General features: G+C 61.3%; 27 protein-coding genes. 6 read left to right on the top strand and 21 right to left on the bottom strand.

What is annotated here, in order from left to right:
• Window positions 1-94: 94 nt before the first annotated feature.
• The 9 genes from Q0K15_RS05205 to ylxM form a co-directional block, all read right to left on the bottom strand.
• Window positions 95-1,027, bottom strand: coding sequence for a hypothetical protein (locus tag Q0K15_RS05205; protein WP_294513312.1), 933 nt, complete (start codon window positions 1,025-1,027; stop codon window positions 95-97).
• Between the two features lie 74 nt (window positions 1,028-1,101).
• On the bottom strand, window positions 1,102-1,938 hold the full coding sequence (locus tag Q0K15_RS05200) for a DegV family protein (protein WP_294513309.1): 837 nt from the start codon (window positions 1,936-1,938) through the stop codon (window positions 1,102-1,104).
• 126 nt (window positions 1,939-2,064) lie between these two features.
• Window positions 2,065-2,967 (bottom strand): 3D domain-containing protein, encoded by a 903-nt coding sequence (locus tag Q0K15_RS05195; protein ID WP_294513306.1) that lies wholly within the window; start codon window positions 2,965-2,967, stop codon window positions 2,065-2,067.
• Window positions 2,968-3,415: 448 nt separating this feature from the next.
• On the bottom strand, window positions 3,416-4,186 hold the full coding sequence (gene trmD / locus Q0K15_RS05190; protein WP_294513303.1) for a tRNA (guanosine(37)-N1)-methyltransferase TrmD: 771 nt from the start codon (window positions 4,184-4,186) through the stop codon (window positions 3,416-3,418).
• Window positions 4,179-4,682, bottom strand: coding sequence for a ribosome maturation factor RimM (gene rimM, locus Q0K15_RS05185; RefSeq protein ID WP_294513299.1), 504 nt, complete (start codon window positions 4,680-4,682; stop codon window positions 4,179-4,181). The genes trmD and rimM overlap by 8 nt, the downstream gene beginning before the upstream one ends.
• A gap of 340 nt (window positions 4,683-5,022) precedes the next feature.
• A complete protein-coding gene (locus Q0K15_RS05180; RefSeq protein ID WP_130850677.1) occupies window positions 5,023-5,253 on the bottom strand; it encodes a KH domain-containing protein in 231 nt (76 codons plus the stop codon).
• A gap of 17 nt (window positions 5,254-5,270) precedes the next feature.
• Window positions 5,271-5,507, bottom strand: coding sequence for a 30S ribosomal protein S16 (rpsP, locus tag Q0K15_RS05175; RefSeq protein WP_130850676.1), 237 nt, complete (start codon window positions 5,505-5,507; stop codon window positions 5,271-5,273).
• 67 nt (window positions 5,508-5,574) lie between these two features.
• On the bottom strand, window positions 5,575-6,933 hold the full coding sequence (gene ffh, locus Q0K15_RS05170) for a signal recognition particle protein (protein ID WP_294513292.1): 1,359 nt from the start codon (window positions 6,931-6,933) through the stop codon (window positions 5,575-5,577).
• A gap of 3 nt (window positions 6,934-6,936) precedes the next feature.
• Window positions 6,937-7,305, bottom strand: a complete 369-nt coding sequence (gene ylxM / locus Q0K15_RS05165) for a YlxM family DNA-binding protein (protein WP_130850674.1) — start codon at window positions 7,303-7,305, stop codon at window positions 6,937-6,939.
• A 571-nt stretch (window positions 7,306-7,876) separates the two neighbouring features.
• Here ylxM and Q0K15_RS05160 point away from each other — a divergent pair.
• From Q0K15_RS05160 to Q0K15_RS05140, 6 genes are all read left to right on the top strand, one after another.
• Window positions 7,877-8,587 (top strand): LytTR family DNA-binding domain-containing protein, encoded by a 711-nt coding sequence (locus tag Q0K15_RS05160; protein WP_294513286.1) that lies wholly within the window; start codon window positions 7,877-7,879, stop codon window positions 8,585-8,587.
• Between the two features lie 21 nt (window positions 8,588-8,608).
• A complete protein-coding gene (locus Q0K15_RS11105; protein ID WP_365933306.1) occupies window positions 8,609-8,914 on the top strand; it encodes a LytTR family DNA-binding domain-containing protein in 306 nt (101 codons plus the stop codon).
• 19 nt (window positions 8,915-8,933) lie between these two features.
• The gene (locus tag Q0K15_RS05155; RefSeq protein WP_294513282.1) at window positions 8,934-9,692 is read left to right on the top strand and encodes a LytTR family DNA-binding domain-containing protein; all 759 of its coding nucleotides are present in this window, start codon (window positions 8,934-8,936) and stop codon (window positions 9,690-9,692) included.
• On the top strand, window positions 9,604-10,263 hold the full coding sequence (locus tag Q0K15_RS05150; protein ID WP_294513279.1) for a glycosyltransferase: 660 nt from the start codon (window positions 9,604-9,606) through the stop codon (window positions 10,261-10,263). Before Q0K15_RS05155 ends, Q0K15_RS05150 begins: the two co-directional genes overlap by 89 nt.
• Before the next feature lie 146 nt (window positions 10,264-10,409).
• Window positions 10,410-12,443 (top strand): AAA family ATPase, encoded by a 2,034-nt coding sequence (locus Q0K15_RS05145; RefSeq protein WP_294513275.1) that lies wholly within the window; start codon window positions 10,410-10,412, stop codon window positions 12,441-12,443.
• The gene (locus tag Q0K15_RS05140; RefSeq protein WP_294513272.1) at window positions 12,440-13,351 is read left to right on the top strand and encodes a hypothetical protein; all 912 of its coding nucleotides are present in this window, start codon (window positions 12,440-12,442) and stop codon (window positions 13,349-13,351) included. The genes Q0K15_RS05145 and Q0K15_RS05140 overlap by 4 nt, the downstream gene beginning before the upstream one ends.
• A 57-nt stretch (window positions 13,352-13,408) precedes the next feature.
• On the opposite strand, the gene Q0K15_RS05135 is transcribed toward Q0K15_RS05140, so the two are convergent.
• From Q0K15_RS05135 to Q0K15_RS05080, 12 genes are all read right to left on the bottom strand, one after another.
• A complete protein-coding gene (locus tag Q0K15_RS05135; protein WP_294513269.1) occupies window positions 13,409-14,224 on the bottom strand; it encodes a hypothetical protein in 816 nt (271 codons plus the stop codon).
• A gap of 49 nt (window positions 14,225-14,273) precedes the next feature.
• Window positions 14,274-15,437 (bottom strand): 6-phosphofructokinase, encoded by a 1,164-nt coding sequence (locus Q0K15_RS05130; protein WP_294513266.1) that lies wholly within the window; start codon window positions 15,435-15,437, stop codon window positions 14,274-14,276.
• A 12-nt stretch (window positions 15,438-15,449) separates the two neighbouring features.
• Entirely contained in the window at window positions 15,450-16,910 is a 1,461-nt protein-coding gene (locus Q0K15_RS05125) for a lactate racemase domain-containing protein (RefSeq protein ID WP_294513263.1), read from the bottom strand.
• An 11-nt stretch (window positions 16,911-16,921) separates the two neighbouring features.
• The gene (locus tag Q0K15_RS05120; RefSeq protein ID WP_294513260.1) at window positions 16,922-17,758 is read right to left on the bottom strand and encodes a triose-phosphate isomerase family protein; all 837 of its coding nucleotides are present in this window, start codon (window positions 17,756-17,758) and stop codon (window positions 16,922-16,924) included.
• Window positions 17,759-17,770: 12 nt separating this feature from the next.
• The gene (locus tag Q0K15_RS05115) at window positions 17,771-18,919 is read right to left on the bottom strand and encodes a class II fructose-bisphosphate aldolase (RefSeq protein ID WP_294513257.1); all 1,149 of its coding nucleotides are present in this window, start codon (window positions 18,917-18,919) and stop codon (window positions 17,771-17,773) included.
• A gap of 13 nt (window positions 18,920-18,932) precedes the next feature.
• Entirely contained in the window at window positions 18,933-20,075 is a 1,143-nt protein-coding gene (gene nagA, locus Q0K15_RS05110; RefSeq protein ID WP_294513254.1) for an N-acetylglucosamine-6-phosphate deacetylase, read from the bottom strand.
• 8 nt (window positions 20,076-20,083) lie between these two features.
• A complete protein-coding gene (locus tag Q0K15_RS05105; RefSeq protein ID WP_294513251.1) occupies window positions 20,084-20,899 on the bottom strand; it encodes a glucosamine-6-phosphate isomerase in 816 nt (271 codons plus the stop codon).
• Between the two features lie 30 nt (window positions 20,900-20,929).
• The gene (locus tag Q0K15_RS05100) at window positions 20,930-21,595 is read right to left on the bottom strand and encodes a response regulator transcription factor (RefSeq protein WP_294513249.1); all 666 of its coding nucleotides are present in this window, start codon (window positions 21,593-21,595) and stop codon (window positions 20,930-20,932) included.
• Entirely contained in the window at window positions 21,592-23,112 is a 1,521-nt protein-coding gene (locus tag Q0K15_RS05095) for a HAMP domain-containing sensor histidine kinase (protein ID WP_294513246.1), read from the bottom strand. The genes Q0K15_RS05100 and Q0K15_RS05095 overlap by 4 nt, the downstream gene beginning before the upstream one ends.
• Before the next feature lie 148 nt (window positions 23,113-23,260).
• A complete protein-coding gene (locus Q0K15_RS05090) occupies window positions 23,261-24,316 on the bottom strand; it encodes an ABC transporter substrate-binding protein (RefSeq protein ID WP_294513243.1) in 1,056 nt (351 codons plus the stop codon).
• Between the two features lie 75 nt (window positions 24,317-24,391).
• Window positions 24,392-25,183 (bottom strand): ABC transporter ATP-binding protein, encoded by a 792-nt coding sequence (locus Q0K15_RS05085; RefSeq protein WP_294513240.1) that lies wholly within the window; start codon window positions 25,181-25,183, stop codon window positions 24,392-24,394.
• Window positions 25,159-25,947: an ABC transporter permease gene (locus tag Q0K15_RS05080; RefSeq protein WP_294513237.1), complete on the bottom strand. Its 789-nt coding sequence runs from the start codon at window positions 25,945-25,947 to the stop codon at window positions 25,159-25,161. The genes Q0K15_RS05085 and Q0K15_RS05080 overlap by 25 nt, the downstream gene beginning before the upstream one ends.
• Window positions 25,948-26,099 lie beyond the last annotated feature (152 nt).

Raw genomic sequence — 26,099 nt, 5'->3', positions numbered from 1 at the left:
GCCGTTCGGGACTGCCTGGAGCGCTGGTTTCGCTGAAGAAAATGAAAACGGACCCGCATGTCTAAACATGCGGGTCCATTTTTTATATTGTTCCTCAGTGAATGTTGCCGTTTCCTTCTGTGGAGAGGTACGACGTGTCGTCCCGGACGCAGAGGACCACGTCGGGCCGGTGCTCCGCCACATACTCCAGGAGGCTTAGGTCGGCGTACCGCAGGTCCAGGGACCGGGTCTCGTCAAAGCCGGTATAGAAGAGAGTCTCCAGGGGATTGGTGAAGGAGTCCCCGAAGATGAGCAGATCGGGGAGCTCCGGCCGGTGGGTGGAGAGCACGGTCTCGGCCACGTCGCCCCCCATGTAGACGTTGTAGTCTACGGTTTCCGTGGGGGTGGCGGGCAGCCGGAAGAGCTGGGCGGGGACAGGAAGGCCGTTGTCCGTACGGTCAAATGCCACCGGCTCCCGCTGGACGCCGACGGTCAGGGGTTCGGAGCCCGGCCACAGGCCGTAGAGCTTTCGGTTCCGGGAGCCCAGGAAGGGATTCTCCAGCGCCTGAAAGGTGAGGGTATCGGCGGTCAGGACGGGGAGGTCCCGGTCCAGGTCGGCGGTGATGCGCTCCATGACGGTGCGGTAGGTGAGGTAGGCACCGTAGTAGTTGAAGTGGTGGTCGGAGGCGGCGTAGAGGGGTTGCTCCTCGGTCTGGGCCGCCCGGAGGATGGGCTCCATATCCAGAAAGGCCAGCCCCCGATCCTCCATGGCCCCGGCGAAGGCCTCCGTCATGGCGGAGATATGCCAGTAGCGGTTTTCCAGGTAGTCGGGGTAGCGGTCGTAGTAGAAGGCGTTTTGCAGGGGGAGGCCCACATAGTAGAAGCGGCCGCCGTAGGAGGACACCAGCTGGTCCAGCTCCGCCAGGCCGTCGCACACGGCGGCGGCGCCAAACATGGCAGAAATGAACTGCCCCGCATAGGTGAGCGTTTCGGCCCGGAAGATCACCCAGCCCAGCAGGATGAGCACCAGGGCGTAGACGTGGCGCATAGACGGTCGGTTCCGGCAATAGGGGCAAAAAGCAGGGGCGCCCCGAAGGGCGCCCCTGACAGATCGTTTTGGATTCAGTAGGCGGCCACGATGCCGCCGTCGTTGGCGTAAACGGTGCTGATGCCGCCGGTCTCACAGATAAAGACCTCGGAAAAGCGGCAGCTCTTCTGGACCATCTCCTTGAGCTGGAAGGCCCGCTCCAGGCAGTTGCAGTGGGAGAGGACCAGCAGCTTGCCCACGTGGTTGGGGTCCTTTTCCATGATCTCCACCATCTTGTTCAGGGCCTGCTTCATGCTCATGGCTTGGCCACGCTTGCAGATCTCACCCTGGGGGGTGGAACCCATAAGGAGCTTGATGCGCAGGGCGGCGGTGACCACCGACTGAAGGCCGGTAAGCCGGCCGTTCTTCCGCAGGTTCTCCAGGGTCTCCAGCACAAAGAGGGTGTTCATCCCGCCGCAGAAGGCGGTGGCCTGGCTGACCACCTCGTGGAAGGGGTGACCGGCGGCGGCCAGCTCCCGCACCTTCAGGGCCAGCAGCACCTCTCCGGCGGAGGCGGAACAGGAGTTGAAGATGTGGACGTGAGCGTCCGGATGCTCCTCCAGCCAGATCTGCCGGGCCTGCTGGGCGCTGTTGTGGGAGCCGGAGAGCAGGGCCGAGAGGGTGATCACATACAGATCGTCAGCGCCGCAGTCAAAGGCGTCCAGATACTGGGCGGGGGAGGGGCAGGCGGTCTGGGGGGCAGTCTCGCACTCCTTCATCCGCCACAGCAGCTCCGCGCGGTCCAGCCCGGCGTCATCCACGAAGTGCTTGTCTCCCACGCGGATGGTCAGAGGTACGCTGAGAAAGGCGTCCTCCCGCAGGAGAGAGGGGGTCAGGTCACAGCAGCTGTCCACGATGACTTTAAAACTCATGCTGACAATCTCCTAATCTCATTTTGTGAATCAGATTCTACCATAGGCCATGGGAAAAGTCAACCGAAAGAGGGGAAAAGAAAAAGAAAGGTCCCCTTCCGATTTGCCGGAAGAGGACAGAGGGGATCAGGCCAGCAGGTAGACGTCGCAGGTCCGGACCCCAAAATGGATGCACTCATTGTAGGTGTCGAAAAAGAGGTCGATGCGGTTGCCCTTGATGCTGCCGCCGCAGTCCTCAGCGGTGGCCACGCCGTAGGTGATGGAGCCGTCGGCGGAGACGATGAACATCCGGGTGCCGTAGGGGATGACCCTGGGGTCCACGGCGATGGCGCCTACCCGGGCGGTGGTGCCGGTGGCGGTCCGCTTCCAGGACTGGAGCTGGGTGGTGTAGGCGGTGGCCTTGCAGCTGATGACCTGGGTGTAGGTCAGCTCTGTGCCAGAGGCGGTGGTGAGGGTGCCGCCGCCGTCAGTATCAGCGTCGATGTGGGTGAGCACATCGTCGGTGACGCTGAGCCAGGACTGGGCGGCGGGGGCCACCCGGGTGCCGTAGGCCACGATCTCATCCACCGGCTCCTGGGAGACGTAGGTGCCCATGGAGGTGATGCACAGGCTGCCGTCGGGGTCGGTGACCACCCGGCTTTTGGCGGACACAGTGCCCTGGGCGCCGGTCTGCACCACCTGCTCCTGGCCCAGCAGCAGGTCGGGGTCGGCCTGGCGGACGGTGTCGTAGGGCAGGAGTTCCACCACCTGCTCCTCGTAGGTGGTCACCGGCCGCTCCACGGTGACGGCCACCGAGCCGTCGTCTCGGACGGCGGAGGTGACCCGGTCCCGCTCTGAGACCGCCACCCCGGCCTGGGCCAGAGCCCCCTCGGTGTCGCCGGACTTGCCGGTGACGGTGTAGATGGCCTCGCCGTCGGTGATGTGGTAAGTGGTCTGGGGGCTGGCGGAGCCGGTGATGAACAGGGTGGCCAGCAGGCCGGAGATCAGCAGGGCGGCGGTGCGGCCGCCCCTGGATGATCGGTCAAACATGGAAAAATTCCTCCTGAAGGATGTATCCGTTGATTTTGTAATCATTTGCGCTGCGTGGAACAGGTGGGATTATAGCCACTTTTTCCGCAAAAGTCAAATCAACCGGGAACTTTCAGAAGGTATATGCAAAAATAGAGCCGTTTTTTTCCGTCGTTTGCCGTCGCCCGGGACGGAGAAAAGAAACAAAAGGTTACAAATAGTAACAAGCTCAAAGCCCTGGGGCCCAGGGGGCGCCGCCTTTGGCAGTACTGCCGCCGGCCCTGGGAGGGGAAAAGGGGAGAGAACTGGGGACTGGCCCCAGATATTCTCCCCACAATTCCCATATTTTAGATAATTTCTATCCAACATCAAGGATTTATTACAAAAATATGGAAAATATTTTTAGCGCTCCTGTAAAAAAAGAGGGGCTGCCGTCGACAAAAACTTTATGCAAGGGGACGGAAAAAGTTCAGTCCTCTGCCCCGGGAAGGGGCAGTTCCGGCACCTCGGACTGGAGCTCAGCGAAGAGCTTTTTGTCCTCCTTGGAGGTAAACTCCAGCTTCCGGTAGAGATCGGGCCGCCGCCGCCAGGTCCGCAGGATGCTCTGCTTCCGCCGCCAGCGGGCGATGTTCTTGTGGTCGCCGGAGCGGAGGATGGGGGGGACGGTGCGGCCGTGCCAGGTCTCGGGACGGGAGTACTGGGGGTACTCCAGCATGCCGTTCCAGTGGCTCTCCTCCTCAAAGCACTCCGGATCGGAGAGAACCCCGGGCACCATCCGGGCCACCGCGTCGGCCACCACCATGGCGGGCAGCTCCCCGCCGGTGAGGACGAAGTCGCCGATGGAGATCTCCTCGTCCACGCACTCCTCGATGAACCGCTCGTCGATGCCCTCATAGTGGCCGCACACCAGAATCAGGTGGTCGTAGTCCCGGAGGAGGCGCTTGGCCTCGGTCTGGGTAAAGGTCTTGCCGGCGGGGGAGAGGAAGATGGTGTGGCCGGGACCGTAGGTGTCGGTGATGTGCTTCCAGCACTGGTAGAGGGGGTCGGCCTGCATCACCGCCCCGTGGCCGCCGCCGTATGGGTAGTCGTCCACCTGCTTTTGCTTGTTTAAGGTGTAGTCCCGGATCTGGTGGGCCTCGATGCGCAGGATGTCCCGCTCCTGGGCCCGGCCCAGAATGGACTCGTTCATCATGTCGCCCACGGTCTCGTCGAAGAGGGTCATGATGTCAATACTATACATCGCTGGCCATCCCCTCGATGAGCTTGACCCGGATGAAGCCGCCGTCCACGTCGATCTCCTTGACGAACTCGTCCACGGCGGGGATCATATACTCCTTCCCACTCCCGCGGACCACGTAGACCTCGTGGGCGGGAGGCGTGAGGATGTCGTGGATGGTGCCCAGGACCGCGCCGGTCCCGGCGTCCCGGACCTCCAGGCCCATGAGGTCGGCCAGGAAGTGGCGGCCGTCGGGGAGCTCCACGCCGGTGCGGTCGATGGAGAGGGTCTTGCCCTTCAGGCGCATGGCGGCGTTCACGTCGGTGATCCCCTCCAGCCGGGCCAGCACATTGCCCTTGTGGGGCCGGGCGGCCAGGACCTTGATGGGGGCGCCGTCTATATATAAGGTAGAGAAGGAGCAGAGGAACTCCGGGGAGTCGCACCAGGGGACGATCTTCACCTCGCCCTGGATGCCGTGGGTGTTGACAATCTGCCCGGCCTCCAGAAATTTGTTTTTCATATGGTGTAGTCCTTTCCGGCCTGACGGCCCAATGAAAGAAAAAGCGGCGGGAGCAAGTCCCGCCGCTTGGGCCTGTCGACAAAGTCGACAGGCCCTCTCGCACGTGTAGGCACGTGCTCGAAGGGGATACAGGCCGCCGCGCGCATCATTTGGCCAAAGGGCCAAATTCCACACTTGCGGCCTGAGAAGTGTTTTTTCCCAGGCACATGTCCCCGGAAAAAACAGACTGCATTTCATTCCGTCGTCTGCGGACGACGGAACTCTGCGAGGCTCTTGCATAAGATTGAAAACATGGGCTTTTTTGATAGCCTGAAGCGGCGGGAGCAAGTCCCGCCGCTTTTCAGTCGACGATCTCGACGGAAACCCTGGTTCCCTTCCGCTGGGCCACAGAGCGCATCAGGGTGCGGATCTCCTTTGCGATGCGGCCCTGACGGCCGATGACCTTGCCCATGTCCTCGGGGGCTACCCGAAGCTCCAGCAGGGTCTCGCCGTCCCCCTGGGTCTCGGTGACCGAAACGGCCTCCGGGTGCTCCACAAGGTTCTGGGCCACATAGGTAAGAAGCTCTTTCATGTGCGCCTCCCGCCGGCTTACACGCCGGCCTTTTTCAGCAGAGCCTTCACGGTCTCAGTGGGCTGAGCGCCGGTCTTGATCCAAGCCTGAGCCCGCTCCACGTCCACCTTCAGCTCGGCGGGATCGGTGGTGGGGTTGTAGGTACCGATCTCCTCGATGAAACGGCCATCACGGGGATAGCGGGAGTCGGCCACCACGATGCGGTAGAAGGGAGCCTTCTTGGCGCCCATGCGACGCAGTCTGATTTTAACCATGTATCGTCACCTCCAAATGATCTTTCCAAATTCCTTATATGGCAGTACCCGACGGGTACGGACCAACTTATCCGAAGGGGAAACCCTTGAATTTCCCCAGCAGGCCCATGCGCCGGGCCATCTTGCCGCCGGCCATGCCGGCCATCTGCTTGGTGAGCTGCTGCATCTGTTCGAACTGCTTCAAAAGCCGGTTGACGTCCACCACCTGGGTACCGCTGCCGGCGGCAATGCGCTTTTTCCGGCTGCTGTTGAGGATGGAGGGGTTCTCCCGCTCCTCGGGGGTCATGGACAGGATGATGGCCTCGGTCTTGCCCAGGGCGTTCTTGTCCAGATCGGCCCCCTCCAGGGCTTTGGCGTCCACACCGGGGATCATCCCCGCCAGGTCGGCGATGGAGCCCATGTTCTTGAACTGCTGCATCTGTTCATAAAAATCCGTCAGAGTGAGACGGTTTTTCTTCATTTTTTCCTGGAGCTCGGCGGCCTTCTTCATGTCAAAGGTCTGCTGGGCCTTCTCAATGAGAGAGAGCACGTCGCCCATGCCCAGGATGCGGGAGGCCATGCGGTCGGGGTGGAAGATCTCCACCTGATCCAGCTTCTCGCCCACGCCCACGAACTTGATGGGCTTGCCGGTGACGGCCTTGATGGAGAGGGCCGCGCCGCCTCGGGCGTCACCGTCCAGCTTGGTGAGCATGACGCCGGTGATGTCCAGGGCCTCGTCAAAGACTTTGGCGGCGTTTACCGCATCCTGGCCGATCATGGCGTCCACCACCAGGAGGATCTCGTCGGGGTTTACCGCCGCCTTCATGACCTTGAGCTGATCCATCAGCTCTTCGTCCACGTGGAGGCGGCCGGCGGTGTCCAGAAACACCAGGTCGTTGCCATGCTTGCGCGCATGCTCAATGGCGGCCTTGGCGATGTCCACCGGGTCGGCCTGCCCCATCTGGAAGACGGGGATGTCCAGCTGCTCGCCCACCACCTCCAGCTGATGGATGGCGGCAGGGCGGAAGGTATCGCAGGCGGCCAGGAGGGGCCGCTTGCCATTCTGCTTTTTCATGAAGCCGGCCAGCTTGGCGCAGTTGGTGGTCTTGCCGGCGCCGTTCAGGCCGACGACCATCACCACCGTGGGCGGCTTGGAGGAGATGTTGAGCTTGGCGCTCTCGCCGCCCATGAGAGCGGTGAGCTCCTCGTTGACGATCTTGACGATCATCTGTGCGGGGGTCAGACTCTCCAGCACGTCGGCGCCGACGGCCCGCTCAGTCACCGTCTTGGTGAACTCCTTGACCACCTTATAGCTGACGTCGGCCTCCAGGAGGGCCATGCGGATCTCCTTCATGGCGTCCTTGACGTCGTTTTCGGAGAGGCGCCCCTTTCCCCGGAGCTTTTTGAACGCGTTGGAGAGTTTTTCGGTCAGTCCTTCAAATGCCATAGGTCACTCCTGAATCAGGGTGTCGGCCAGGGACTTGATGCGCCCGGCCAGGGTCTCCAGCTCGTCGCTGCCCAGCTTGGCGTCGTTCAGGTCCAGGACCTTCTGGGCGCAGTCGGCCACCTCGCGGAGCTGGCCCTGCATAGTGTGGAACCGGCGGATGAGGCCGGTTTTGTCCTCGATCTCGGTGAGGTAGGCCTCCGCCCGGACGATGACATCCCGGACGCCCTGGCGGGTGATGCCGTAGTTCTCGGCGATCTCGGCCAGGGAGAGGTCCTCATTGTAGTAGAGGTCGTAAAACTCCTTCTGACGGTCGGTGAGCAGGTCGCCGTAGAAATCGTAGAGCATTGCCATCCGGTAGGCCTGGTTCTTCATCGCGGCACCTCCGTTCCGTCTTGTAAAGCACGCTGACTTTACATGAGTAGTATGATACAACATTTCCCGCCGGCTGTCAAGTGAAAATCCCGTCGGATCTCAGGTTCCTTCTTATGAAAACTGCCCAGGCAGGAGGCTTTGGAGGCCGCATGCCTGTGTGAGCTGATGTGTGCGGAAAAATGGCTCCGTACGGCGCCCTGGACGGCCTTATCCGCCACCTGCGCCTGACCCCGGACAGGACACAGCGGAGTCTGACAACCCTGCCTCCGTTAACTGCGTCTGCCTGCGGAATACCGCATATATAGTCCTTTTTTCTATGGAAACGGGTGATTTCAAAGCTGAGGTTTCATGATACATTGAAATTAACATGGGCGGGCATATGTCCCGGTTTGCATATGGGGGAGGGCAGCCGCCATCCGCCGAGATTTAGAGGAATACACAGAATGGATGAATTGTCAAGTACGAGTTAAGGCATCCGCCGCACCATGTTCGTACCGGAAGACGAAAGGATCATTTTCTAATATTTATATGGGCTCTGAAAGCGATGGCCCCTATTCCAAAGGGCGGCTGCGTGGGCGAGAAAGGAGGGCTGCCTTTATATATCCTGGTCAATTTTCATGAGCCCTCGGAACAGTCCCGCCTGTGCGGCATGCTCCGGACCTGGATGGAACTCAACTGTGTCTCAATGGATATCATTACGGCGGAGAAGCCGGTCCTGCCGATGGAATCTGTCATTGTTTTCTGGGATCTGGATGGGCCGGAGCTTCCGCCGGTCCCGCAGGAGCAGAGCTGTGCGCTTTTCCTCTGTTCCAGGGACCCACAGCGGGCCATCGACAGCTACGCTTTCCATCCAGATGGTTTCCTGACCAAGCCGGTGACTATGGATCAGCTGTGGAACGCGATGCTCCGGTGCGCCAATCTGTGGTTTGGCTCTCTCCTGCGGCTGGAACTCCTCAGCGAGCGGGTGAAGGTCGGGATACCCTTTCGGAATCTGGTCTGGGCGGAAGGTACCCGCCGGGGCTGTCTGATCCATATCCCGCACCAGACCATCACGATCCGTGAGGCGCTTTACCAGTTGGAGGAGCGCCTGCCGGAGACCATCTTCGCCCGCTGTCAGCGCAGCTTTGTGGTGAACTTTAACCATGTGCAGGAAATCACGGGGGGCAGTCTTATTTTAAGTGATGGGACAGAGCTCTCGCTGGGCAGAGGCAGCAAGGCTCACGTCCTGGAGGCCTATCGCCGATTCTGCCAGCTGCGTTATGGTGGAGGAGGGGGCGCATAGGAGGAAAGGGGGAAGGTCGGGATACCCTTTCGGAATCTGGTCTGGGCGGAAGGTACCCGCCGGGGCTGTCTGATCCATATCCCGCACCAGACCATCACGATCCGTGAGGCGCTTTACCAGTTGGAGGAGCGCCTGCCGGAGACCATCTTCGCCCGCTGTCAGCGCAGCTTTGTGGTGAACTTTAACCATGTGCAGGAAATCACGGGGGGCAGTCTTATTTTAAGTGATGGGACAGAGCTCTCGCTGGGCAGAGGCAGCAAGGCTCACGTCCTGGAGGCCTATCGCCGATTCTGCCAGCTGCGTTATGGTGGAGGAGGGGGCGCATAGGAGGAAAGGGGGAAGGTCCATGTCGGAGATATCCATCGCCATCTGCGATGATCTGGAGAGTGAGCGGATCGGGCTGGCCAGGATGGTGCAGTCCTATGCCAAGGCACATGATCGGAGCATCCAGCTTCGGCTGTTTTCCAGCGGGGAGCGCCTGCTGGAGGCGCTTCAGGGACCGAATCCCATTCACCTGGTGTTTCTGGATATCTATATGCCCGGGCTGTCCGGTGTGGAGACGGTCCGGCGTATCCGTACCATAGACAGCGGTCTGGTCATTATTTTCGCGACCACCAGCCAGGAGCACGGGCTGGAGAGCTTTGAGATCCGGGCATCCGACTATCTGGTAAAGCCCTTCCGAGAGGCGGATGTGGCCGCCAGTCTGGATTGGTTTTTCGCTCATATCCCAGAACCGCTCCGGCTTCTGCCCGTCTATTCCGAAGGGGAGTGGCAGAAGATCCCACTGCTCTCCATCCACTATATTGACGTATACGGACACCAATCTCGAATCCACACCCCCAAGGGAACGGTGGTGACCCGCCGGGGGCTGGATGACCTGGAGTCGGCCATCGACAGCCGGGACTTCCTCCGCTGTCACCGCAGCTTTTTGGTCAATCTCAACTATGTAGAAGGCGTGGAGGGAAATGATTTCCGTACACAATGCCCTCCCGCTGCTCTCCTCTATGAGCGCGGATGTGCAGCATATCGCGGAAAACATCGATCTCATGGGTGCGGAGATTCTGGCGGTTTATCCGGCCAGGCTGACGACGGGCAAGCAGTTTGAAAAGGTGGCGGCTCTTACCGGGGCCATCAAAGCCACGACGGAGAAAACCAGCAAGGTCGTGTTCTGCGATTTTCCCAGCGCGGATATCCCAAGCGGCGTCTACAAGGCCATGATCCGGATGGAAGGGAAGAAATACGGCCTGGACGAGACAGACATGCTGTTCACGTCCGATGCTGGTTACAAGGACGGTTTTCCAAGAAAGGGCGTCTTTGAGCTGTTTACGCTGTCCAACCTGTTTGTTTGCCCATCTTATTCCGAATCCTTCGGGCTGACGGTACTGGAGGCGGGGAGCAGAGGAAATTTCCTGGTGTTAAATGAGGCGGTGCCTGCGCTGAAGGAGTTGGGTGAGACGTTAGGGGCCTATTTTATGCGGTGGGACGCCAGAAACTTTGGCTACGACACCCATGAGAAATACCTCCCGTCAGAAAAGGCGTACTATGAGGAGCACGGGAGCAGAATCGCGGATCTCATGCGTGAGGATCGAAGCCTGCGTGCCAAAACCATGATACGCAACAGGTATCATCCCCAGTGGATCTTTAAAAATCAACTGCTGCCTTTGCTGGAGCCATGACCTTTGATATTCGCAAATCGGCACAAAGAATGGCGGGGCACATTCAGGCAGATGTGAGGCATGGACGACCGTATGTGAGGAATTGCAAATTTCAAATCCTATTGTAAAATAGAAGCATAGCCTGACTGCCGAGGGGGAGAAAAGAAATGTTCCTGATCTACGCCTATATTGCAAAGTATAAAAACTATGTGAATCAGGAGGTTCTCTTCGATCCCGCCTATACAGTCACCTTCCGGGATGGCAGCCTGTCGTTTACCTACCGGGGGCACTCGGCTCCATCCAGGGTGCTCAGAGCGGGTAAAAAGCCGGACCGTCTGCATCTTGTGGTAGGTAAGACCGGGTCGGGTAAGACCAATCTTCTCCAGCTGATCGGCATGAAGCATGATCTGCGCCAGCAGCGGAAGTGGGATGGGGAGGAGGATGCATACTTTTTCCTCTACTCCATAAACAAAAGGGAATATTTCCTGGAGATCTGTGACCTGGAGATTAAGCAGTTCCCGGCGGAACGGCTGCCGGAAGATCTGAGCATGCCGGAGTGGATTCGTCCGGCCGCGGCCAGAATGGATACTTTGCGGACGGTACGGTTTTCTATCCCGGAAGCTCTGACCGTGGGAAAGACCTATCAGGTATTTGAACAGACTAGGGTGGACAGGGGAGAGAAGGGCTCAGGTCAGAAGGCTGCGGCAGCCCTCTGTGAGATCGTCAACTGTTATGATAAAAACGCCTTTCTCACGCCGCCCTATCCGGACGACAAGGAGGACTTTCGGGACTTTGGAAACGACTGGGTGGGGCGCATCGCGGCGCCTTACCACCGAACCTCTCTCTGGCATGTCTGTGATTATATCTGGGACTATATGGAGCGCATAGAGTCCGGTGAGGTCAAGCGGCAGGTATCTTTTGTGCTGTCTACCCATAACTTTGCGGAAAGCTATCCCATCAAGCTGTCAGAAGCTCTGGAAGAGAGGGAATACTGGACCTTTTATCAGATCAGGGGAGACGAGCGGCGGGCCGAGTTTGATGAGGACGCCAAGCGGCGCATATCCGGACGTCGCAAGAGAGATAACCTTTCCAGCAAGCAGATGTTTCTGCACGACCTGTGGGCTGACTATGCCCACTATCTCCGAAAGTGGGTCGAAAAGATTCTCACCTATCGTGCGGAGGAGAAGCCCCCGGAGGAGCATATGGACGATTCCGGGCTCAGTGATGACTATCAGGAGTTCATAGATTACTATACCAGGAAGGAATATCAGGATCGCTGCGAGCCCTCCGAGCTCCCGGACGGACGCAGTATGTCCATCGTCAAGCGATGCGTCTGGCTGGCGGAGTACATCGATCGGGTGGACAATGGGGACCCTCATGGCGTGCTCTGGCAGATCACAGACGATATCAAGGATATTGTGGAACTGCTCTCCCAGCTGGATGACCGCTATTTCACCATCGACACCTGCACTGTTCCGGTTGCGGATATGGCCCTGCCGGAATATCAGAAACTGTTCGAGGAGCTCTTTGAGCGGATGGAAGGGTACATTCCGGATAACGCCGGGATCTTTACCAGCCAGCTGCTCCCCTATCAGTTCACTCATATGAGTACCGGAGAATATCAATATGCAAAGATTCTGGGCGGCCTGGAGGACTGTCTCCGACGCAGCCGGATATCTCAGGACGGAACGCGGAGGAAAGGGGACAAGATCATCCTGTTGGACGAGCCGGAGGCATACATGCACCCGGAGCTGGCCAGGAACTTCTTCTCTGAACTCTGCCATATCGCCTCAAAATACACAGACTGCGCCTCTCAGGTCATCATTGGTACGCACTCTCCCTTCCTGCTTTCCGACGTGCTTCCGGAGGAGGTGACCCGGCTGGATATCGATGGACGGACCGGTAATGCGGCGGTCATGACGGGGTCGGACAAGGCCTATTTCGGGGCGAACATCCATACCATCCTGGCCGACAGCTTTTTCCTGGACTATACCATCGGTGAGTCTGCACGGGCGTTTCTGCAGACGTCCTTTGATCGTCTCCAAAGGGACATGGAGCGGATCGACGCGCTCCCGGACACAGAGAAGCGATTTATCGCCGCCATACGGGAGTTTGTTCCGCACATCGGAGACGATCTCATCCGCAGGGCCTTTGAGATCACACTTCAGAGATTTCCGTCAAGAGAGGAGCCTGGGCAGTGAGAAAGATACCAGATAGAAATATAGAGGCGGCCAAAGCTGCCCACGTTCAGGCGGTCCGGAACTATGTGCAAACGAAGGGGGAATGCTATCAGCGGGACTTGTTTGAAGCGGTGACCGCTGTCTGTCCGGTCCGGTATGACTTTGCAGAGGCATGCCGTCGGGATGACTGGTCGTGGCTGGAGCGGTTTCTGCTTGCCGATGTGCCGACCCTTCGGAGGCTGACGCAGGAGAAAACGGAAGCGCTGCAATTTGAACAGTTTCTGAAACTGTACCAGAACCGTTTCTGCCATGGTGCGGATACATATGTAGATGCGAGCACATGCTACAATTCCTATTCCCTGATCCAAAACCTGGGGGTGACGGTGTGCCCCTATTGTGACGAGGAATACCTGCACGTCCTGAAAAGCCGTGACCAAAAGACCGTGCGCACATTGGAACTGGACCACTTTTTCCCTAAGAAAAAGTATCCGGCTTTGGCCATGTGTTTTTACAATCTGGTCCCCAGTGGACAGGCCTGCAACGGGATCAAGCTGGAGGAGAGCCTGGGCATGAGTCCGTTTGAACCGGAGATCGAGTCCTGCACCAGACTCTGCCCCGATCTTCCTATGGGGGTCAATATGGAGGCTGTACCAGTGGAGGAGTGTGTCATCCATTTTCACCCCGGGGGCGCGATGGGCGAAAATGTGAAGACACTGCGCCTGGAGGAACGGTACCTGCGCCACCGTGCTCAGGCACACCGCTATCTGGTGCTCAGGCAGAATTTTGATGAGACAAAGTTACAGGAGTTGGTCCGCCTGGGTATATTCCCATCATTGGAGCAAGCCCGGGAAGTGCTTTATGAAGAGAATGCGGCCAGTGCGGACCAACCGTTGCTGCAAAAGCTGAAGCATGATATTCTCGAATTTTGAGAAAACTCAGCCAGCGAAAACAAGAATCTGTTCCGGCTTGCGGCCTGTATCCCTGCTTTACAGCAGGACGGTGAGGCGCTGGGTCCGGGAGAAGGTCTGACCGGGAGGGAGTAGAACGGTGCCGGGGCGGTCGGTCAGCTCCCGGCCAGGGCCGATGTAGCCGCTCCAGGGCTCGATGCACAGAAAGCCGGGCAGGCCGGGCTGACTCCACAGCAGGACATAGGGATAGCCCTCCACCCACAGACGCAGGGCCCGGCCCGTGTCCCGCTCCTCCAGCTGTAGCCACTGGGAGGTGAGAGCTGTGAGACAAACGGTATCGCCGGTGAAGGCGGCGGGGGAGAGGGGGAGGACGTCACCGCCGCCAGGGGCCTCCGGGCGCTGGAAGCGGACCAGGTAGTCCTCTGCCCGCCGGCCCGGCGTGAAGGGGCAGCGCAGGCCGGTGTGGAAGCCCAGCTGCACCGGCATGGGCTCCGGGCTGTCATTCACCGCCGTGCAGGTGGTGATTAGATCGGTCCCCTCCAGGGTGTGGACGGTCTCGAAGGTAAAGGGCCAGGGCCAGGCCGGACCGTCGTACCGGAGGCGGAACCGGAGTTGATTGGCGGACGGTTCCACCAGGGTGTGTTCCAGGTCACGGACCAGGCCGTGGCGGCCGGCGGGGACGGGACGGCCTCCCTGGGTCCAGCCCTCCTCCAGTGCGCCGCACCAGGGGAAGCAGACGGGGGCGTGCCAGGGCCAGATCGCCGGATCGGCGTCCCAGAGACAGGCGGTGCCGTCTGCCCCTTCCAGGGCCCACAGCTCAGCGCCCTGACTGGATACGGTCACACGGAGGGCCTCATTTTGAATCTTGTAGAGCATGGCGTTCTCCTTTTGCATATGGGGAAACGGCTCCCCCGCGCTTGGCACGGAGGAGCCGTTTTCTTGTTTATCGAAGGGAAATGAAGCGGCTGTCGTAGTCGCCCAGCAGAGGCAGGCAGTAGGTCTTGAATTCCGGGCGTATGCTGGCGCCGTCGTCGCCGATCCAGTCCAGGGGGAACTTCTTCTCGGCGTTGGCCACCTGCTCCAGGGGGATGAGGATGGTCCTGGAGGTGTAGGGGTCCCGGGTGGTCTCAAAGCCCACCATGAAGCCGGTCTTGCCCTCCACGGCGGAGCGGACGGCGCAGGCGCCGGCCTCCTCGGCCTCCCGCTGGTCCACGTCGGACATGAGGCCCACGCTGACCCGGCCCAGCAGGCCGGGCTTTTCCGAGCGGGACTTGAGGCCGGTCTCCTGCATAATCATGTCGCTGAGGGCCTGGGCGGCGCCGCCGGGGACCTTGTGGCCGAAGCCGTCCACCAGGCCGGAGTCGGCCACGGGGGCGCCGTCGGCGTAGTGGATGCCCTCGGAGATGGTGACCAGCAGGCCCCGGCCCTTGGCGAACTTCTCCTTGACGGCGGCGAGGAACTGCTCCTTGTCAAAGGCCACCTCGGGGAGGTAGACCAGGTGCTCGCAGGGCATGAGGTCGGCGTAGAGGGCGGAGGCGGCGGTGATCCAGCCGGCGTTGCGGCCCATGAGCTCCATGACCACCACGTGGATGGGCAGGGCGGAGGCGTCCTGGGCCAGCTCCAGGGCGGAGACGGCGGCGTACTTGGCGGCGGAGCCGAAGCCGGGGCAGTGGTCGGTGACGTCCAGGTCGTTGTCGATGGTCTTGGGGATGCCGATGACCCGCAGCTCATAGCCGGTCTGGACGGAGAGCTGATAGATCTTGTTGCAGGTGTCCATGGAGTCGTTGCCGCCGTTGTAGAAGAAGTAGCGGATGTTGAACTTCTTAAAGCACTCCAGCACCGCGGGGTAGTCGGCGTCGGTGAGCTTTCGGCGGCAGGAGCCCAGGGCGGAGGCGGGGGTGCGGGCCAGGAGGGCGAGCTCCTCGTCGGAGAACTTGCCCAGGTCGATGAGGTCCCCGGCCAGAATGCCCTCGGCGCCGAAGCGGGCGCCGTAGATGGTCTCGATCTCGCTGTGGGCCTTGGCCTCACGGACAGCGCCCAGCAGGGAGGAGTTGATGACCGGGGTGGGGCCGCCGCCGTGGGCGATGAGCATGTTACCTTTCAGCACGGGAAACCCTCCTTACACGTTGCTCAGGTCGTCGTCGGCCATGCAGAGGTGGACGGCGCCCAGCTTGAAGGTCTGGGGCAGGGCCAGAATGTTGGGGTTGGGGCCCACATACTTCTTCATGGCGTCCTGGAGCGCCTCCTCGAAGGTGGCCCGGGTCTTGAGGCCCATGCTCCGGGCGATGCCGGGCTCCTGGGCGCCCACGATGTAGATGGCGGAGGTGTTCATCTCGGCGATGTGGCCGCAGCTCATCATGGAGAAGCCGTGGAAGGGGTGGAAGGCGTTGCAGAAGCGGTATTTGCGGATGTACTCCTGGTTGGTGGCGAAGTACTCGCCGTAGCGGTCCATGTCGGGGAGGATGTTCATGTAGTCGTGCTGGAACATCTCATAGAGCTCCCGCAGGTAGGGCCAGCGCTCGTCGTGGAAGTAGCCGTTGCAGATGGAGGAGCAGATGATGACGCAGTTCTCCTTCATGACCCGCTTGTGGCGGATGACCTGGGCGGAGAGGGCCTGCATCATCTGGATGGGGTTGGTGCCCATGCCGTTGCCGTAGTGGAAGTTCTGGGGCATGCCGAAGACCATCACGTCGTACTTCTCCTTGGCGTAGGGGACGTAGGTGCGCTTGTTGGCGATCTTCCAGGACTCGGGCTGCATCACCTTGGCGTAGCCGGAGTAGACGGCGATCTGGCGGGAGTAGGTGTCCAGCACGGCGTCGCAGCAGAAGAAGGGGTGGCCCATCTTCTCCTCCATGTGCATGCCGATCTCGTCGAACTTGGTGCGCATGAGGGAGTGGCCGGACACGGGGGTGAAGTCGCCCCGGTGCATGACCTTGGGCACGTGGTGGCTGGCGATGCTCCGCCAGTGGGTGATGCCGGTGGCGCAGTGCTTGTAGCCGCCGGAGTAGCCGCCGTAGGGGTTGCCCTGGGTGTGGCCGATGAGGATGGGGATGTCACAGTCGTAGACGTACTTGTTCATGAGCACCGGGTCGCCCCGGCCGGTGGTGCCCAGGTCCACCATGTGCTCGTAGTCCTCGGAGTCGTGGCTGGTGATCTGGTTGGTCCAGTAGAACTCGTTGAAGAGGTCCTCGCCCAGGATCTGCTTCATCTCGGCCACGGTGGCCCGGGGGTGGAGGCCGTTGGAGAAGAGGAGAAGGATGTCCTTTTTCTCCACACCGGCGGCGTAGAGCTCATCCAGGCAGGCCCGGATGGACACCTTCCGGTGGCTGGTGGCCTGGCAGCCGCCCTTGACGATGTCGGGGATGACGAAGACCACCGTCTTGCCGGGGCCGGCCAGCTCCTTGAGGGCGGGCATACCCATGGGGTGGCGGATGGAGTCCAGGGTGGCGGCGTAGAGGCTGTCCCAGTCCTGGGGCAGGCAGGGGGGATCGGGCACGGTGGTGCCGGGGATGAAGACGTCGGTATTGTCGGGCAGCTCGGCGCTCATCAGGCCGTGGCCGTATTCAAAATCAAGCTTCATGGGCGGTCTCCTTACTTTCCAAGATAGGTCTTGATGATCTCCAGGTACTCGTCGGGGTAGAAGCCGATCTCCCCCTGGAACCGGGTGAGGGCGATGAGGCCGCCGTCGATCTCGTCGATGGAGGCAAGCATCTCGGCGTTGTCCACCTTCAGGCCGCCGCCGTACACCACGTCAAGGCCCCCGGTGCACTTCTTCACAAAGCGGGCGATCTTGGTGATGTAGGGCTTGTCGGCGGGGGTCTTGCCGGGGCCGATGGACCAGATGGGCTCGTAGGCGATGACCACCTTGGAGGTGTCCACCCCGTCTAGGCCGATGGAGAGCTGATCCCCCAGGACCTGCTCCCAGTGGGCCTGCTCCTCACTCTTCTCGCCGATGCAGTAGAGGACGGTGAGGCCCTGCTCGATGGCCAGTTTGATCTCCTGGTTGAGGAGACGGTTGACGGCGGCGGTGTCGGTGACGCCCGCCTCGGCCAGAATGCCGGCCTTGTCGTTGCGCTCCTCACAGTGGCCGATGATGGTGGAGGTGCACCCCATGGCCTTCACGATGGAGGCGGGGCGGTTGGTGGTGAAGGCGCCGAAGTTGCCGCCCACGGCGGTGTTCATGCGGTAGACGCTCTGGGAACCCACCTGCACGGGGCTGTTCTCACACTGTGCGGCCACCGCCCCCAGAATGTGGGCCTCGGGGAAGTACTGGACGAACTCCACCTCGCCGGGGTTGTAGTGCTTCAGGCCCTCCTGGGTGTGCTCCACGATGTATTTGCCCCAGTCGGCCACGGGGGCGATGCGGTTGACGCCGCCGAACTCCACCGGCACGTCAAAGCGCTTGAGGTTCAGATAGAGATGCTTCATGTCCGTTCCCCCTTACTTCTTGTAGAAGGCGATCATGTCCTCCAGGGACTTCTGCTCCACCAGGGGAGCCCGGCCGTAGGAGCCGAAGCCCACAATGAGGGAGCCCACGGCCTCCTTCACGCCGGCCTCCACCCGGCTCATGAGGAGGGCCACGTCGTCGTCGGGCACGTTGCCGGTGAGGACGGTGTCCATGATGGGCGGGAAGAAGACGCGGGGGTCGAAGGCGGACTTCTTCTCCTCCAGCAGGGTGTAGACGCCGCCGATGGAGGGGCTCTTCTGAAGCTCGGGCTTCTGGGCAAAGAGCTCCTTCATGTTGCGGGTGACGGCCAGGCGGATGTCGGTGTCCACGTTGATCTTGCGGATGCCGCAGGGGATGGCGGCCATGAGCTCATTGACGTCAATGCCGTAGGCGTTCTGGATGTCGCCGCCCAGGTCGTTGATCTCCTTGACGATGTACTGGGGCACGGTGGAGGAGCCGTGGGACACCAGGGCGCAGAAGATGCCCAGACGGTTGATGCACTCCTTGATGGCGATGGGGATCTCCCGGCGGAGCTTGGCGTTCTTACCCTTGTTGGCGCCGTGCTGGGTGCCGTAGGAGATGGCCAGGGCGTCCACCCCGGTCTTCTGGATGAACTCCACGGCGTCCAGGGGGTTGGTGTAGGTGGAGGTGGCGGCGAAGACGTGGTCCTCCTGGCCGCCCAGCACGCCCAGCTCGCCCTCCACGGACACGCCCCGGGCGTGGGCGTACTTGACCACCTCGCGGGTGAGCTCGATGTTCTGCTCCAGGGGGAGGGAGGAGCCGTCGATCATGACGGAGGTGTACCCGCCCTCGATGGCGGCCACGCAGGAGTCAAAGTCCTTGCCGTGGTCCAGGTGGAGCACCACGGGGATGGGGGAGTGCTCGCCGTACTTCTTCACGGCGGCGGCGATGTTGCGCGCGCCCTTCTTCTTGTCCTCCAGGGTGCCGTTGGCGAAGTCCACCCGGCCGCCCATGAAGGCGTTGGCCAGGTCGGCCCCTTGCAGAATGGCGGGGGAGCGGAAGGTCTCGTGCATCTCGATGACGGCCTTGGCCTGGGCCACGGCGTTGACGTTAAAGGCGCCCTGGGCGTAGTTGTACTGCTCAGCGGCTTCCATCAAAGGTCTCAGGGGTACCAGCGGCATAGTGATTTCCTCCTTATTCTTGGGCGGCGAAGACACATTGCCCCGCCACATAGGTTGCGGTTACGTTCAGTTTATCGTCCAGCACCGCCAGATCGGCGTCCTTACCGGGGGCAATGGAGCCCTTGCGGTAGTCCATGCCAATGAGGCGGGCGGGGTTGACGGTGAGGAGGGGGAGCACTTTTTCCACGCTCTCCCCGGTGAAGTTCACCAGGTTTTTGAGGGCCTGTCCGGTGGTGAGGGTGGACCCGGCCCGGACGCCGTTGGACGCCAGCTTTGCGTCTCCGTCCTCCACCACCACGTCGTTGACCCCCAGCTTGTAATGTCCGTCGGGGAGACCGGCGGCCTGGATGGAGTCGGTGACGGCCACCACCCGGTCGTAGCCCTTGCAGGCCAGGAGCATCCGGACCGAGCCGGGGTGGAGGTGCCGGCCATCGCAGATGGCCTCGCACATCACCGGGCGCTCCAGCACGGCTCCCATGATGCCGGGCCGGTGCTGGTGGAAGAGGCCCATGGCGTTGAAGGTGTGGGTGCAGCAGGCGGCACCCTTGTCGATGGCGGCGCAGGCCGTCTCGTAGTCGGCGCCTGAGTGGCCGATGGCGATGGTGACGTGGCCGGAGAGTTCACCGATCATGTCCACCACCCCCTCCACCTCGGGGGAGACGGTCATATAGCGTACCGCCCCGCCGGCGGCGTCCTGGTATTTCCGGAAGAGGGCGGTATTGCCCTTCTGGAGCAGGTGCTCCGGCATGGCGCCCTTGTACTCCGTGGAGAGGAAGGGCCCCTCCAAATGGATGCCCATGAGCTGGGCGCCGGTGACGGGGGCGGCCATGGCGACTCTGGCCTGGCCGATGCACCAGAGGGTCTGCTCCTCTGTGTCGGTGAGGATGGAGCACAGCCAGCCGGTGGTGCCGTTGCGGGCAAAGAACCGTCCGATCTTGGCCAGGTCCTCCGCCGTGGCGGCGTTTACGTCCACGCCGTCGCCGCCGTGGGTGTGGAGGTCCAGGAAGCCGGGGACCAGCAGCCTGCCCTCCAGGTCCACGGTCTCATCGGCCTTGCCGGAAAAGCCGGCGATGCGGCCGTCCTCCACCAGCAGGTCGGTGTCCTGAAAGCGGCCGTCCACGTAGACCCGGCCGTTGGTAAAGCGGGTTCTCTTCATGGCGGGCCTCAGAAGGGCTGCCCGGCGGCCAGGGCGTTGGTAAAGATGATGGCGCCGGGGTGGTTCTGGAGGAGACTGGCGGGGAAGTGGGCGGTCACCTCGCCGTAGGCCGCCTGGCGGACCACAGAGCGGTGCCACTCCCGGAAGACGCCCAGGCGGACCTTACGGGCCCCCAGGATCTGCTTGATGCCGATGGTGACGGCCCGGTGGGGCATGGCGTCGATGGCGCCGCAGCGGTCGCCGATGGCGTTGGCGGTGCGGGTCTCGGGGGTGAGGGTGAGGGCGCGGGTGCCCAGAGCGGCGAACTCCTGGGCGGTCAGGTCCTCCCGGGCCTCGTTGAAGGCCAGGTGGCCGTTGATGCCGATGCCGCCGAAGGCGATGTCCACGCCGCCCAGCTCCTCAATGAGCCGGTCCACCTTGCCGGGGTCGGCGGGGTCGGGGAAGACCCGCTGCTCGGGGGGCATGAGGAGGTCGGGGTCCACCTTGGTGTAGACGGTGCGCTCCATGAAGCCGCGGAAGGAGAGGGGACTCTCCTTTTCGATGTAGGTGTCGTCGTCATTGAGGTACTCGTCCATGTTGATGAACCAGCAGTTTTTCAGGCTGATCCGGTCCCGGTTCACCAGGCGGACGAAGATGGGGTACTGGCCCACGGGGCCCACGGGGCAGATAAAGACGGTCTTTTCACCCTTTTCATTGTGGGCCTTGATGGTGTTCACCATCTCCATGGCGATCTCATAAAAGACCTCGCCGGAGTCCCCCAGCTTGACCACGGGGATCTTGGCGTCCTTGCCCAGGTCCTGGGCGGAAATGTGATAGTAGTCCATGCGGATCTTCCTTTCTATGGCAGAGTGGGGTCAGAACAGATGGGTCACGTTCAGCTCCCGGATGGTATTGACGATCTCCTTGGTCCGGGTGCAGCCGAACTTGTGGAGAAGGCTCTTGATCTGGGTCTTGACGGTGACCACCTCCACGCAGCGGATGGCGGCGATCTCCTTGATTTTCCGGTCCTCCAGCAGGAGGCGGACCAGCTCCCGCTCGGCGGTGGTGAGCTGGGAGACGGTGCTGATAAAGAAGAGAAGGGAGCGCTCCGAGGTGCGCAGACGGGAGTACTCCTTCAAAAGCAGGTTCTGGATTTTGCCGTCCAGCAGGGGCTGTCCGGCGTAAGCGCTGCGGATGTGGCGGAAGAGCTCGGCGTCGTCGCAGCCCTTGACGATGTAGTCCACGGCGCCGGCGCCCATGGAGGTGAGAATCATATTGTCGGTCTCGTGGGCGGTGAGAAAGAGGACCTTGGCTGCCGGCTTCTGCTCCAGGATGCGCTCGGTGGCCCGGATGCCGGCGGTGGTGGTCTCCATCTCGATGTCCATGAGGATGAGGTCAAAGTCATTGGCAAGAGCCAGGGCCTGGATGTCCGCGCCGGTGGAGGCGCTGCCCACCACGGTCATGTCCTCCTGCTGCTCCAGGGTGTCGCACAGGTCCTCCCGGATGAGGTCAAAGTCCTCGGCGACCAGAATACGGATCATGGAATACGCCTCCTTCTGATGCTGCGCTGGTCATAGCGGGGGAGAAGAAGAAAGAACGAGGCGCCGTCTCCGGCCCGGTTCTCCACCCGAAGGCTGCCCAGGTGGCTGCGGATGATGGTCTGTACGTGGTAGAGGCCCATGCCCCAGTTGTAGTTGCTGTTCTTGCTGGAATAGAAGGGCTCACAGATGTGCTTGAGGGCGGCGTGGGGGATGCCGGTGCCGTGGTCCCGGACCTCCAGCACGGTGTAAAGCCGCTCCTGGTGGCTGTAGAGGGTGACGGCGCAGTTGGCGCGGTTGGCCAGGAGGTTGGATTCCCAGCCGTTGGTGAGCAGGTTGTAGATGGCCTCGGAGAGGTAATTCTCGTCGGCCAGGACCTGAACGTCCCGGTCCACCTCCACCAGCAGGCTGCCGTCGGGGTACTTGTGGTGGAAGCGGGAAGCGGCCAGGTCGGAAAGCTGTCCCAGAGAGGTGGGGACTAGCCGCACGGATTTGGCTTTGACGGTGCGGTAGAGCTCCTCCGAGCGGGCGATGAGCTGCTCGTTGTTTTCGCACAGGCTGGACGCCCAGGCACGGACCTTGTCCAGGTCGGGCTCCGCCTGGGCCAGTTCGGCCCGAATGCGCTTGTGGAGTACCCGGTTGGCCAGCAGTTGATTTTTGATGCTGTGGACGAAGACGGAGGCACCGGTGCGGGCCACGTCGAATTTCCGCTCCAGTACCACCTCGTCCCGGTCGTTGATCAGGCTGTCCTGGGTGTAGCGCAGCAGGCTGCCCAGTCCCAGGACGCCGCAGATGATATTGCCGACCACAAGCAGCACATAGCCGCCCACGCTCAGGGTGTACTGGAGGTAGCCGGCGCCCTTGATCCACAGGTAGTCGTAGCTGTAAAACTGGTAGACCTGGCCCGGGTCCTGACCGCAGTAGAGCAGGTACAAGAGAGAGAGGGCCACCATACAGACCAAGATCTGTAAAAACTGCCGGCGGCAGAAGTTCATGGTGATGGACAGGAACTCATAGACCAGAAGGAAGAGGGCCAAAAGAACATAGCCCACCACCCAGAAATAGGAGAAGTAGTAGAGGGCGGTGCGGAAACCCTCACCCAGAGGAAGCATGAGCCGGTAGAGCGCTGGCCAGTAGAGCACCAGGGAAATCGCAGGCAGCAGCAGGGCCAGCCGGCGCAGTATGGGGTGTTTTCGCACGGCGGGGAGCATGGAGTAGCACATGGCCATTTCCAGCAGAAAAAGGGGGAAAAGGTGCCGCCCGATGGCGATGAGATAGCCCAACTGCCCCAGAGTGATGAGACGGTACTGAATCCAGAGGCGCAGATCGTGGGAGAAGAAGAGGAAGAGCTCCAGCTCCTTGGAAATACCTCCTTTTTTGGCAATGAGGATCATCACTCCGGCCAAAAATAGGGTCAGGCTCAGACACATGCCGGAAAGCAGCAGGGACTCCCGGTTCTTTTTTGTGAGAAGGACCGGCAGAGAGCCGATCAGCAGACCGGCCGCGAGCAGCAGCAGCAATTCCATCTCCTCCTTCCGGTACCATAATCTGATCTCTATTGTACTCGGCGGGCGGGGATCTGTAAATCATGGCACAGGAAAAAGGGGCGGCGGCGCTTCAGCCGCCGCCCCTTCCGGGCTGTCTGTCCGGTTATTTGGGGGCTGTCTCTCAGTAAGCGCCAGCCTCGGTCATCAGCTCCATGTCCACGTAGTCGGAGACGGGGCACTGCTCCTCGGCGGTGATGGCGCCGGAGGCCACCATGATCTCCTGCTGGAGCTGATAGTAGCCCTCCACGGTGCCGTCGGCGATGCCGTCCACAACGTCCTTACCGGTGAGCCACTGGGCGTCGCCGCGCTGACTGTACACGCTGTCGTAGTCCAGGGCCAGCTCATCGGCCACCCACTGGGCGATCTGGGAGTAGTTCTCCTCCTGAGCGCCGTAGTCCATGGCCTTGAAGAGGGCGCGGACGAAGCGGACGGCCACATCGTGGTTGGTCTCCAGGTACTCAGGCAGAGCAATCCAGCTGGCCAGGGAGATGCTGGTGTCGGAGAAGGTCATGTTGTCGGCCAGCTTGGTGGCATCCTCCATCTGATCCAGGATGGTGAGGGTCTGGGGAGACCAGATGGCGCAGGCGTCCACGCCGCCGGAGAGCATAGCGGTCACCACGGCGGAGGCGTCCATGTCCATGGCGGTGATGTCGTCCATGGTGAGGCCCACGCTGTTGAGGGCGTTGGTGAGGATGGTCTCGCTGGAGGTGCCGGAGGAGTAGGCCACGGTCTTGCCCTTCAGGTCCTCCAGAGTCTTGACGTTGGGACCGCCGATGACGGCGTCGCCGTTGGAGATGTGGGAGAGGGCGATGATGGTGGCGTTGCCCTGGACGCAGAGCTTGTGGGCGCCGTCGCCGATGTAGCCGAAGTTGACGGAACCGCTCTCCATAGCAGCGATGATGTTGGGGCCGGAGTCAAACTGGGTGAGAGTGACCTCGATGCCCTCCTCGGCGAAGTAGCCCAGCTCACGGGCGGTGAGGAGGCTCCACATGCTGCCGTAGTTGGCCATGTAGCCGATGTTCAGGTTGACGGTCTCCACAGGGGTGGTCTCGGTGGCGCCGGTCTCGGCGGGAGCAGAGGTCTCGGGGGCGGGGGTGCTGGTGGTGCCGCCGCCGCAGCCGGCCAGAACGCCGCCCAGCATGGCTACGGTCAGGAGCGTGGCAAGAAACTTTTTCACATTCATTCCTCCTATGATTTGGTGTATGTAGGATCACGTTCTTCTATTGCAACGGCAGCGCCGTTCCAATCCGAGTTACTTCCGCACTTCCAGGTACTCCTGATAGACCTGGCTCCAGATCTCGTTTTTGAGCTCCAGGAAGCGGGGGGTCATTTTGGTCTCCTGGGTACGGGGGTAGGGGATGTCGATGTCGATGATGGACTTGATCCGCCCCGGCCGGGCCGACATGATGATGACCTTCTGGGCCAGGATGATGGCCTCCTCCACGTCGTGGGTGATAAAGAAGCAGGTCTTGCGGTCCTTCTCCCAGGTCTCCAGCAGCTCGGTCTGGAGCTGGGTGCGGGTCTGGGCGTCCAGGGCGCCGAAGGGCTCATCCATGAGGAGTACCTCAGGGTCAGCGGCGTAGGCGCGGGCGATGGCCACACGCTGCTTCATGCCGCCGGAGAGCTCCTTGGGGAAGTGGTCGGCGAACTTGACCAGATCCACCTTCTCCAGGTATTTCATGGCCTGTGCCTCGGCCTCTTTTCCCTTGATCCCCTTCATCTCCAGGGCGAACATGACGTTCTTCTTCACGGTGAGCCAGGGGAAGAGGGCGTACTGCTGGAAGACCACGCCCCGCTCGGTGCCGGTGCCGGTGACCTTCTTGCCCTTGCAGTAGACGGCGCCGGAGGTGGCGTCGTGGAGGCCGGCGATGATGTTGAGGAGGGTGGACTTGCCGCAGCCGGAGGGGCCCACCACGCAGATGAACTCGTTTTCATAGATGTCCAGGTCCACGCCGTTGAGGGCCACCATCTCGCCGTTGCGGGTGTTGTATACCTTGCGGACGTTATCGATCTTTAAGATCAGATTTCTCTCTTCTCCTGCCATCCTGTCAGCTTCCTTTCCAAGTATTTGATGACGGTCTCCATGGTGATGCCGATGATGCCGATGATGATGACGTAGGCCAGCATGGGGGCCGACTCAAAGGTGTTGTTGAGGGAACGAATCCGCATGCCGAGACCGGCCTGGGCGCCGGTGGACTCGGCGGCGATCAGCGTGGTGAGTGCCACCGAGGCGCCCAGCCGCACGGCGGTGAGGATAAAGGGCAGGGTGGCGGGGGCGATGACCCGGACGAAGATGTCCCGGTCGGTGGCGCCCAGTACCCGGGCGGCCTTGATGAGGGTCTCATCCACGTTGATGACGCCCTGGTAGATGGTCACGCACATGATGAGGAAGCAGGCGATGGTGATGACGATGATCTGGGGCCGCCGGCCCACGCCGGCGCAGATGACGATCAGGGGCACGTAGGCCAGCGGGGGGATGTTGCGGATGAACTGGATCCAGGGCTCCAGAATGTTGCGCACCGGCATGTACCAGGCCATGAGGATGGCCACGGGGAGGGCGATGACGAAGCCCAGAGCGTAGCCGGCGAATACGGAGATCAGACTGCTGGAGAGGTCGGTCCAGAACACGCCGCGCTCGATCATGGTGAGCAGACCCTGGGTGGTCACCACCACATTGGGGAAGCCGCGGTCAGTAGCGGGCAGGATTGACAGGATATACCATACCACAATCGCCGTTGCAAAGGAAATCAACAGCCACACCTTTGGCGGGATGCGGCTGGCCAGGGAGGTCTTTTTCTCATTGTCCATCCTTCAGGTCACTCCTTCTTGTCTCAACACGCGGGTTGTCAGCCGCGTCCTTGGCGCAATGGGAAAGGCTTCTCATTCGTTATCTTTATTATAGTGGAGATATTTGTCTTGGGAAGTATGATGTTTTATCATACCTTTTTCCCAGCCGCAGC

This window comes from uncultured Intestinimonas sp., from assembly GCF_944387245.1.
Lineage (GTDB): Bacteria > Bacillota > Clostridia > Oscillospirales > Oscillospiraceae > Intestinimonas.
This window is presented reverse-complemented; position numbering and strand designations above follow the sequence as displayed.